Raw genomic sequence first — 10,212 nt, forward strand, 5'->3', positions numbered from 1 at the left:
ACAATAAATACGATGAAAAAGCTACTTCTATTCCTTCTATTGTGCAGTTTTGCTGTCTCTGCGCAAGAATATTATGAGATCAGAACCTACCAGATGAAGTTCCGCGGAAATGTGAATCTGTTAGAAACGTATCTTTCCAAAGCCTTAATCCCAGCCCTCAACGCCTATGGTGTTTCTAAGGTGGGCGTATTCAAAGATTACGGAAAACAAGATCCTGCTACTGTCGTAGTAGCCATTCCCTTCCCTTCCTTAGCTTCCTATGCGAGTTATAAAGATGCCTTAGAAAAAAATGCAGCTTACCAGGAAGCGGCAAAAGCGTATTTTGAAAACGTGGGAATGGACAAACCGATGTTCGAAAAGATATCGATTTATCTTGCCAAAGGCTTCGCAGGTCACCCTTCTCTAAAATTGCCTGTCACAAATCCAGGCCGTATCTACGAGTGGAGAACGTATGAAGCATACAATGAAGATGCCTTGAAACGCAAAATTGGAATGTTCAACGACGAAGAATTGAAGATCTTTGATACCGTAGGGTTACACAATGTATTCTTCGGCGAAGTGCTTGCTGGTGAAAACACGCCTTGCTTAAGCTACATGATTTCCTTCGAAAACATGGCAGAACGCGATGCGAACTGGGCAAAATTTCAAGCAAATCCAGATTGGAAGCGCATCTCAGCAGATCCTAAATATGCGAATAGCCACTCGAGAACGGTGCGCAAATTCTTAGAACCTACGAGCTATTCTCAGTGGTAATCTAACATTAATGTAGACGGGATTTGTTAATTGTCAAAATTTGGCTAAATTTGCAATCCTTTCTACGGGCATAGTATAACGGTAGTATGCAGGTCTCCAAAACCTTTGGTCAGGGTTCGAATCCTTGTGCCCGTGCTAAGTAAATTAAATACCGATATCGGTTAAATTATGAGCAAATCAACATCATTGATCAAAGAATCATGGACAGAGGTAACAGAAAACGTTACATGGCCCGCATTCTCTGACTTACAGTCGAGTTCTGTGTTAGTATTGGTGGCTTCCTTAATCTTCGCCCTATTAGTAGGCGCGGTTGATTTAGTCTTCAAATCTGGTTTGGATTTATTCTATACTTCATTTTAATAAATAAGTTAATCCATGGCAGAGACTAAATGGTATGTGTTGAGAGCAATCTCAGGACAAGAGAAGAAGGTAAAGACCTATATGGAGAACGAATTAGCACGCCAAGGCTTGTCAGATTCGGTTCCACAAATTCTTATTCCTACCGAAAAAATTTACGAGATTCGTAAAGGGAAAAAGGTCATTCGTGAGAAAACCTTAATTCCTGGTTATATCATCATCGAAGCTGACTTAGCGGGTGAAGTGAGCCACATCTTAACGTCGACTCCAAGTGTCATCGGATTCTTGCAGGCAAACAATGAAGAGGTTGAGGTAACTAAGGTAGAAGGCGGTAAAGTAAAAAAGACGAAAATAATCGTTAAAAAACCTGTACCGATTAGCCAAAGTGAAGTGAACCGTATCTTAGGTAAAGTAGATGAATCTGCTGCCATCGAGGAATTTGCATCAGTTAACTTCATTAAGGGTGAAACTGTTCGCGTAATCGACGGTCCTTTTGCAACCTTCGAAGGAACGGTAGAAGAGATTCACGAGAACACAAAGAAACTATCCGTTATGGTGAAGATCTTTGGACGTAATACTCCATTAGAATTGAACTACGCTCAAGTAGAAAAATAAATTTTGCTCTATAGCAAAGCATTAAAAGTCCTGAACAGAAATTCAGGACTTTTTTTTGCTTAAGTATTTGTATTATAGAATAAAAGCCCTAATTTTGCAGTCCGTTTAAAAAGCGGCAATCTCTGTTTTGAAAATTTCAAGAGGGGATTGGGCCGGAACGTCATTGTTACGCGGAAAGGTCACCCGGAGGGGAATCAGATAAGGAAGCTTCCACCCTTATTGGCAGATAAACCTCTAATTCACTAAATAAACGATGTTTTAACATGGCAAAAGAAATAGCTGGCTACGTAAAGCTTCAATGCAAAGGTGGCCAAGCCAATCCTTCACCACCCATCGGTCCTGCTTTAGGTTCGAAAGGATTAAATATCATGGAGTTCTGTAAGCAATTCAATGCGAGAACTCAAGATAAGAACGGCGTAGTATTGCCGGTCCTAATTACTTATTACGCAGACAAATCGTTTGATTTCGTTGTAAAAACTCCTCCTGCACCGATTTTGTTATTGGAAGCAGCGAAAGTTAAATCTGGTTCAGCTCAACCTAATTTGAAAAAAGTAGGTTCAGTAACTTGGGATCAAGTACGCGTTATCGCGGAAACTAAGATGCCAGATTTAAACTGTTTTACAGTTGAAGCAGCAATGAGTATGATTGCTGGAACGGCTCGATCAATGGGAATTACTGTTTCTGGTGATAAACCGTTCTGATTTAACCATCAGAAATAAACATTTTAATTAAAAGGTAATGGCAAAACTTACGAAGAAAATAAAGGAAGCCCTTTCAAAATACGATGCAACGCAAGCGTATTCGCTTGAAAAAGCAGCGGAGATTTTGAAAGAAATTTCTTATACAAAATTCGATGCCTCAGTGGATATTGATGTCCGCTTAGGAGTAGATCCCCGCAAAGCAGACCAAATGGTTCGTGGCGTGGTTGCCCTACCTCACGGAACCGGGAAAGACGTACGTGTACTTGTACTATGTACGCCCGATAAAGCAGAGGAGGCAAAAGCAGCCGGTGCTGATCACGTAGGATTAGATGATTACATTGCAAAAATCGAGAGCGGCTGGACCGATATCGACGTAATCATTACTATGCCGACTGTGATGGCAAAATTAGGCCGTTTGGGACGTGTTTTAGGACCTCGCGGTCTGATGCCTAATCCAAAGTCAGGTACTGTAACTTTGGAAGTAGGAAAAGCAGTAAACGAAGTAAAAGCTGGTAAAATTGACTTTAAAGTTGATAAAACTGGTATCATCCATACCTCTATCGGTAAGGTGTCCTTCGGAGCTGATAAAATTGTAGATAACGCTTTAGAAGTAATCAACACGTTGATCAAATTAAAGCCGTCTTCTGCAAAGGGAACTTATGTTAAATCGATCAACTTATCATCGACGATGTCTCCGGGCATTATCATCGATAAGGGAACTGTAGCTGGATTGTAATCATGACAAGAGAAGAAAAAAATCAGATTATTGATGAGTTGAGCGAAAAGTTCGCTGCGACTCCGTACTTCTACATTGCAAGTACAGCCGGTTTAACTGTAGCCGAAGCTAATCAATTCCGTGGCCTATGTTTTCAGAGAGGTGTTGAATACAAAATATTCAAGAACACGTTAATCTCTAAAGCATTAGCTAAGACTGGAACGGATTATTCCTCTTTAGATGCAGAAGTTTTAACAGGAATGTCAGGTATCATTTTCGCAACTGAAAATGCTAAAGTACCTGCAAAATTGATCAAAGACTTCCGTAAAGAAGCTGGAAAAGACAAAATTGCATTCAAGGCTGCGTCAATCGAAGGTGGTTTGTACATTGGCGAAGGTCAATTGACAGCACTAGAGAACATCAAGTCGAAAAACGAGATGATTGGCGAAGTTATTGGCTTATTACAATCGCCTGCTAAAAATGTTGTTTCAGCATTATTAAGCGGTGAGAAGAAATTAGCTGGTATCGTGAAGACTTTGTCTGAGCGTCCTGAATAATTTAACCAAGTTTTACCGGAGTGTAACTCCAATAAATTATTAATTCTTAACAATTAAATTTTCAAAAAAATGGCAGATTTAAAAGCGTTCGCTGAACAATTAGTGAACTTAACTGTAAAAGAAGTAAATGAATTAGCTACTATCCTTAAGGATGAGTATGGTATCGAACCAGCTGCTGCTGGTGCTGTTATGGTTGCAGGTCCTGCAGCTGGTGGCGCTGACGGTGGTGAGGCTGCTGCAGAGAAAACATCTTTCGATGTTGTCTTGAAAGCTGCTGGTCCTAACAAATTAGCGATCGTTAAATTAGTGAAAGACTTAACTGGTTTAGGTTTGAAAGAAGCTAAGGATGTAGTTGATGCTGCGCCGAAGGCTGTTAAAGAAGGTGTATCTAAAGACGAAGCTGAAGGTTTGAAGAAATCTTTAGAAGAAGCTGGTGCTGAAGTTGAATTGAAGTAATTCAACCCAACCTATCTTACGAAAAAAGGGAATGGCAACATTCCCTTTTTTTTGTTTAATCCCTTATCTTTGTCCACTCGTTTCCCTATTCATTTATGCACAATCTGATCAAAATGCTTCCTGATGCCATCGCAAATCAAATTGCGGCGGGTGAGGTAGTACAGCGACCAGCCTCTGTGGTGAAAGAATTGATGGAAAACTCGATTGATGCGGGCGCTAGCTTCATACAATTAATCGTGAAAGAAGCGGGGAAGGTCAGTATCCAAGTGATTGATGATGGTAAAGGGATGTCTCCACAAGACGCATTGATGTCTTTTGAAAGACATGCCACCTCTAAGATCAGTAAGGCCGAAGATCTATTTGCTATTCGTACGATGGGATTCAGAGGGGAAGCTTTGGCTTCTATCGCTTCTGTAGCCCAGGTGGAATTGAAAACAAGACGAGAGGAGGATGAATTAAGTACCTTAATCCGCATGGAAGCCTCTGTGGCGAAGGCCAATGAACTTGTAGCAGCCCCTAAAGGAACTTCAATTCTCGTTAAAAATCTATTTTACAACATCCCTGCGCGTCGTAATTTCTTGAAATCGAACCCGGTGGAGATGCGCCATATTTTGGACGAATTCCAACGTATTGCTTTAGCCAATCCAGAAATCAAGTTCTCTTTAGTCCAAAATGAGCAAGAAACCTATTCCCTCCCCGTTGAAAAACTAGGAAAGCGAATTGTGGATTTGTTCGGAAAAACCTACCGCGAGCAATTAGCCGCTTGCGAAGAAAATACGAATTACGTGAGCATTAAAGGCTACGTAGGTCGCCCAGAATATGCAAAGAAGACGCGCGGAGAGCAATTTTTCTTTGTGAACAATCGATTCATCAAGAGTTCGTACTTGCACCACGCGGTCATGAGCGCTTATGAGCGTTTAGTACCAGATGGCACCTTCCCTTTTTATGTGTTGTTTCTAACGCTAGATCCGGCGCACATCGATATCAATGTGCATCCGACGAAAACCGAAATCAAATTTGACGATGAGCGATCGATTTATGCCATTTTACAAGCGGCCATTCGGAAGACGCTAAGTTTAAATCACTTAATTCCTTCGTTGGATTTCGATGCGAATGTGAATTTTAGAAATCCGAGCGGAGCTACTAGCTCCATTTCTGCGTTTTCAGGGACGAATTCGCCGCGACCTGTCCAAGATGCTTGGAAGAAACTGTATGAAGGTTTAAACGACAATATTGAGGCTTTTGAGCGAGGTGATGTAGCCGATCCGTCTGCAAATTTGTTTAGCGAGCCGGCCACAACGATTCAAAGCAAGGCGAACACCTGGACAGCGGAAAGTTCTTCGCACACGAATTTCCAGGTAATGCAGATTCTGAATAAATTCCTGGTGGTGACTCTTTCAGGCGGAATGTTGCTAATCGATCAGAAAAAAGCCTACCAACGCATTTTGTTTGATCAATTCTCGGAGAATTTGGTGAAGAAGAATGGCGTTTCTCAACAATTATTGTTCCCGCAGATTCTCCGCATTAATCCGGCAGATGCTGTCTTAGTGGAGGAAATCCTAAGTGATATTACCGATTTAGGATTTGGCCTGACAAAAGATGCGGAGGAAAATTACTGGATTCAAGGAGTACCTGCTGGAATTGGCGAGGAAGACGGCCAGAATTTACTAGAAGGTATTTTAGAACAAGTGAAGAATGAAGCGTCAGATTTAGGCCAAAACCATGCTGAAAAAATTGCTCGCATCTTAGCGAATCGTGCGGCAATTCGATATCAAACGAAGAAATTAATCGCAGAAGAGATGTCCGCTTTAGTGGAACAATTGTTTGCGAGCACAAACCCGTCTTATTCTCCGAATGGGGAAATTATCAGCCGTTCCTTAAATGAGGCTGAAATCGGTCAATTAATTGGCTAATTCTTTAGCCCGATCCTTCGCCGCAATAATGCCTTTTTGCAATCCCTCTGCTACTAAGTTTTCCTGGAAAGTTTTCAAAGCAGCTTCAGTTGTACCACCTTTCGAAGCAACTGCTTGAATCAATTCATCCAAGGACTTATCGCTAGTCTGCATCAAATGATAAGAACCTAACATGGTTTGCTTCACTAAAAGAGATGCCATTGCAGGCTCAAAACCCATCTGCACCCCAGCGTCAATCATCGCCTTAATTAGGTAGAAGAAATAGGCTGGACCACTACCGCTCAAACCCGTCACTGCGTCCAATAATCCCTCCTCCTCTAAGAATACGGCTCGGCCGGTCGAATTAATCAAGTTCTCTACTTTTCGTATATCTGACATCCCTACGGCAGACGCGGCTGCGAATGCGGTCATTCCCATTCCCAAAAGAGCAGGTGTATTCGGCATAGCCCGAACTACTAAATCATGAGATAAACTGGCTTGAATATTCCCGATCGGAATACCGGCCATAATAGACAAAACGATTTGGTTCGGTTGAATAAATCGGGCTAATTCAGATGAAACAGAGGGGTAATCTTGAGGCTTTACTGACAGGATAATTAAATCCGCAGTAGCCACTTTCTCCGAGATGGTATCAACAACGATTCCGGATTTTTGCTGCTGCAAAATATCGCCACGTTCTTTATTTTTTTCAATCAGAATCAACTCCTCCTTAGAGACCAAATTATATTGAATGAAGGAATTAGCGAAAGCCATCCCCATATTACCACAACCTATGATCGCAATTTTCATATTATTTAGATTCAAATAATTTAGCCAAATACTGGTCCAAAGCAGCACCTCGCAATCCTTTGGCAATAATCCGCCCTTCTTTATCTAATAGAAAAGTCTGCGGAATCGAATTCACCTGGTAAGCCCGAGCGCCTTCAGAACTCCAATATTTTAAATCAGAGACATGTTTCCAAACTAATTTATCGGTTTCAATGGCTTTCAACCAAGCCGCTCGATCCTGATCTAAACTAACACCAAAAATCTCAAACCCCTTGTCCTTGTAAGCGGCATAGGTCTTCACCACATTCGGATTTTCGCGACGACAAGGACCACACCAACTCGCCCAAAAATCAATCAATACATATTTTCCTCGAAGTGAACTCAAGGCTAAATTAGGCCCTGCCGGTGTCGCAAGATTAATTTCTGGCGCCATTGATCCTTCATTCACCCCCCTTAGGCGATTCAAATTGTTTACAAACTGTAGTACTTGAGGATGAGTAGGCCTAGCCTTATATAATGTATTAGCAATTTCCATCAGCGAGGCCATCTCCTGTTCAGCTGGCAAAAAATTAGTCGCCCAAAGAGCCACCAAATGACTCCCCATCTGCGGAATCAAGGCCTTAATTTTAGCAGAACTAGCTTGCTGCGCCTTAGTAAACTCTGCCTGAATTCTTTTTTCTTGCTTCTGGTCAATCTGAATCTCCTGATTCCACTTCCTAACTTTGACTTCCATTTCCTTCGAAATGGCCATTAATTCCAGCATAAATTTCACGTTCGGGTAATCTCCCTTCATCGTATAAGCACTCTTACCTTCCTCATCATTTACCCCATCTGCCACAATATCAATGGTTTCACCCCCTTCTAAAATGACTAATACTTTTTGTGGCTTAGGTGTGTCAAAAAAATTAACTAAATAGAAGGCTCCCTGATCTTTTACTTGTCCCTTGAAAGTGACTTTTTTTTGATCTGAGGGACTTGCAGAATCTATTTTAACTATTTTACCTAGCTCATTAATGTATTCCAAATAGATTTTTTTTCCTGGAATAAGCGTCTTAGCCTCAACACGCAATTCGAAATTCTGTGCCTGTATCGCAGTCGTAAATAATAATAATAGGATCCCGATTAATCTCATTTATGCTCTAGCTAATTCTTCTGTCATTAATTGATTTACGCGCTTCGGATCAGCCGTGCCTTTTGATTTCTTCATCACCTCTCCGATGAAAAGGGCGATCAATCCTTTCTTCCCTTTTTGATATTCCTTCACTTTATCCGGATAGGCGGTGATGGCTTCCTGAACCCAAGTGATTAATTCATCACCAGATTGCGCATTCAACCAACCTTGAAGTTCGACAAGTTGTGCTGGCGATTTTTCTGGGTTTTCGATGGCCAAAGGAAATAATTGATGTGCCGCCAAATTATGCGTCAATGTGCCACTCTCCACTAATTCAACGATTTCAGCCAAAGTCTTGGGGCTTAACTCAAATTCCGTAATCGACTTATTCTTTTCGTTTAAATAGGATTTAACTGGACCCATTAACCAATTTGAAATTGATTTATACGCTTTAGAATGGCTTGCCACTTCTTCAAAATAGAGGGCCATTTCTCGCGTATCTGACAGGAAGTGGGCATCATAAGCCGGCAAACCATACTCATTTATCAACTTTAATTCCTGCTCCCAAGGCAACAAAGGCATAGCTGCTTTTATCTCTTGTAACCAATTCTCTGATATTTCAAGTGGTGCTAAATCAGGCTCAGGAAAGTACCGGTAATCATTCATGGTCTCTTTCACACGCATCGAATGCGTCGTTCCCGTATGGGCATCAAAAGTTCTCGTTTCCTGGATCAGCGTCCCTCCTTCATTTAACACCTTCGTTTGCCGAACAATCTCATGCTCAATCGCCCGTTGAATATTACGAAGCGAGTTCATATTCTTAATCTCCACTTTCGTACCCAAAGTAGTCGTACCCACCGGACGAATAGACACATTAACGTCAGCTCGCAATGAGCCCTCTTCCATATTCCCGTCACAAATTCCCAGGTATCGAACTAATTTACGCACCTCAGAAACGAGAGCGAATGCCTCTTCAGATGAATGAATAGTAGGCTCGGTAACCATCTCAATTAAAGGTGTCCCAGCTCTATTATAATCCAAAAAACTAAATGGATTGTCACCCTCATGTACCGATTTACCAGCATCTTCTTCCAGGTGAATGTGGTGAAATTCCATCCTCTTATCTCCCTCTTTCAAGTGAACCAAAACAGCACCGCCTATGCATATAGGCGTTTTATCCTGAGTGATTTGATATCCCTTAGGAAGATCCGGATAGAAATAATTCTTCCGATCAAAATACTGCTTAGGAGCAATTTTCGAACCAATCGCTAAACCCATTTTAATAGCGAATTCAACCACCTTTTTATTTAAATAAGGCAAAGTACCTGGATGCCCTAAAGATATGGGCGAAATCAAGGTATTAGCCTCTTGACCAAAAAGTACGGGGTCGCTCGCGAATATCTTCGAATTCGTCTGCAACTGTGCATGAATTTCAAGGCCAATAACGGGTTGATAGGAAATGCTCACTAAACTAATTTAAAATTCGGGATAGGACATAAAGATACAAAAATCCAGCGTTTAATGGTATAAACTACTTGATTTTGCACGTACAAGCCGTTTTATGCTTGTAATTGTACCAGTAAGCTAGGGTAATAAAAACACCTAATGAGAGGCCAAAAATCCATTCAATCGACTTCATACCTACTAAGGTATCAACCACCTTAACGAAAACACCTAAACCTAAAAAATACAAAGGCATAGGCTTACGGTGTTTGAGATAATCTTGCCACAATAAAACCAAAGCCATCAAAAAGCTAACGATCACTAAAATCCATTCAGCCAACGGACTAAATGCAAATGAACTTGCTAAATAAGGTACTGCAAATAGTACTAATGGCAAAGTAAGGCAATGTATTGCACACAAAAGGGACAGAAAAACTCCCACTTTTTCGGCTGGCAATAAGTGCTTGTACTTGCTATTAGACATTTAACTAAATATTTATATTAATGAACATTTGCAATAGTGTTGCAAATATAAAGAATAAAGCATAAAGCACAAAGAATAGAGGAGATAATAGATAGGAGAGTAGAGAGAAGAGACGGCGAATGGTCGGCAGTGGACAGTGGGCAGTAGACAGTAGTCCGGAGGGAGGGAGTCCGGAGGAGAAAGGCAAAGTTCAAAGAGCAAAGTGCAAAGAGCAAAGTTCAAAGAGCAAAGTTCAAAGAGCAGAGTTCTATGTGCGCGGGGCGATATTTCCCTGAGTGGATAAAAAACGAGGCGGCAGCCACTTTTTTATGCCGTCTCTCTACTCTTTACTCTATACTC

General features: G+C 41.3%; 12 protein-coding genes and 1 tRNA gene. 9 read left to right on the forward strand and 4 right to left on the reverse strand.

Features of this window, described 5'->3' with window-relative positions:
• The first annotated feature begins 12 nt into the window (after positions 1-12).
• The 9 genes from ACRZ9O_RS07840 (at position 13) to mutL (ending at position 6,067) form a co-directional block, all read left to right on the forward strand.
• Positions 13-753, forward strand: coding sequence for an NIPSNAP family protein (locus ACRZ9O_RS07840; RefSeq protein ID WP_459458002.1), 741 nt, complete (start codon positions 13-15; stop codon positions 751-753).
• A gap of 64 nt (positions 754-817) precedes the next feature.
• Positions 818-888, forward strand: a tRNA-Trp gene (locus ACRZ9O_RS07845).
• Positions 889-921: 33 nt separating this feature from the next.
• A complete protein-coding gene (gene secE / locus ACRZ9O_RS07850) occupies positions 922-1,113 on the forward strand; it encodes a preprotein translocase subunit SecE (RefSeq protein ID WP_130894756.1) in 192 nt (63 codons plus the stop codon).
• 15 nt (positions 1,114-1,128) lie between these two features.
• The gene (nusG, locus tag ACRZ9O_RS07855) at positions 1,129-1,725 is read left to right on the forward strand and encodes a transcription termination/antitermination protein NusG (RefSeq protein WP_459458004.1); all 597 of its coding nucleotides are present in this window, start codon (positions 1,129-1,131) and stop codon (positions 1,723-1,725) included.
• Between the two features lie 263 nt (positions 1,726-1,988).
• On the forward strand, positions 1,989-2,426 hold the full coding sequence (gene rplK, locus ACRZ9O_RS07860; RefSeq protein WP_130894754.1) for a 50S ribosomal protein L11: 438 nt from the start codon (positions 1,989-1,991) through the stop codon (positions 2,424-2,426).
• 37 nt (positions 2,427-2,463) lie between these two features.
• Positions 2,464-3,162 carry a 50S ribosomal protein L1 gene (rplA, locus tag ACRZ9O_RS07865; RefSeq protein WP_130894753.1) on the forward strand — a complete coding sequence of 233 codons (699 nt, stop codon included), beginning with the start codon at positions 2,464-2,466 and terminating at the stop codon, positions 3,160-3,162.
• A 2-nt stretch (positions 3,163-3,164) separates the two neighbouring features.
• Positions 3,165-3,698: a 50S ribosomal protein L10 gene (rplJ, locus tag ACRZ9O_RS07870; protein WP_459458007.1), complete on the forward strand. Its 534-nt coding sequence runs from the start codon at positions 3,165-3,167 to the stop codon at positions 3,696-3,698.
• Between the two features lie 69 nt (positions 3,699-3,767).
• Positions 3,768-4,154, forward strand: coding sequence for a 50S ribosomal protein L7/L12 (gene rplL / locus ACRZ9O_RS07875; protein WP_459458009.1), 387 nt, complete (start codon positions 3,768-3,770; stop codon positions 4,152-4,154).
• A gap of 95 nt (positions 4,155-4,249) precedes the next feature.
• The gene (mutL, locus tag ACRZ9O_RS07880) at positions 4,250-6,067 is read left to right on the forward strand and encodes a DNA mismatch repair endonuclease MutL (RefSeq protein WP_459458011.1); all 1,818 of its coding nucleotides are present in this window, start codon (positions 4,250-4,252) and stop codon (positions 6,065-6,067) included.
• Here the strand turns inward: mutL and proC are convergent.
• From proC to ACRZ9O_RS07900, 4 genes are all read right to left on the reverse strand, one after another.
• Positions 6,056-6,856: a pyrroline-5-carboxylate reductase gene (gene proC, locus ACRZ9O_RS07885; protein WP_459458013.1), complete on the reverse strand. Its 801-nt coding sequence runs from the start codon at positions 6,854-6,856 to the stop codon at positions 6,056-6,058. The two genes, mutL and proC, sit on opposite strands and share 12 nt — an antisense overlap.
• 1 nt (position 6,857) lies before the next feature.
• Positions 6,858-7,967, reverse strand: a complete 1,110-nt coding sequence (locus ACRZ9O_RS07890; RefSeq protein ID WP_459458015.1) for a TlpA family protein disulfide reductase — start codon at positions 7,965-7,967, stop codon at positions 6,858-6,860.
• Complete coding sequence (gatB, locus tag ACRZ9O_RS07895) at positions 7,968-9,413, reverse strand: Asp-tRNA(Asn)/Glu-tRNA(Gln) amidotransferase subunit GatB (protein ID WP_459458017.1); 1,446 nt, start codon at positions 9,411-9,413, stop codon at positions 7,968-7,970. It abuts the gene before it with no gap.
• Positions 9,414-9,477: 64 nt separating this feature from the next.
• Positions 9,478-9,873 (reverse strand): MerC domain-containing protein, encoded by a 396-nt coding sequence (locus ACRZ9O_RS07900; RefSeq protein ID WP_459458019.1) that lies wholly within the window; start codon positions 9,871-9,873, stop codon positions 9,478-9,480.
• Between the last annotated feature and the right edge of the window lie 339 nt (positions 9,874-10,212).

It is taken from the genome of Aquirufa sp. HETE-40SA (assembly GCF_054558635.1).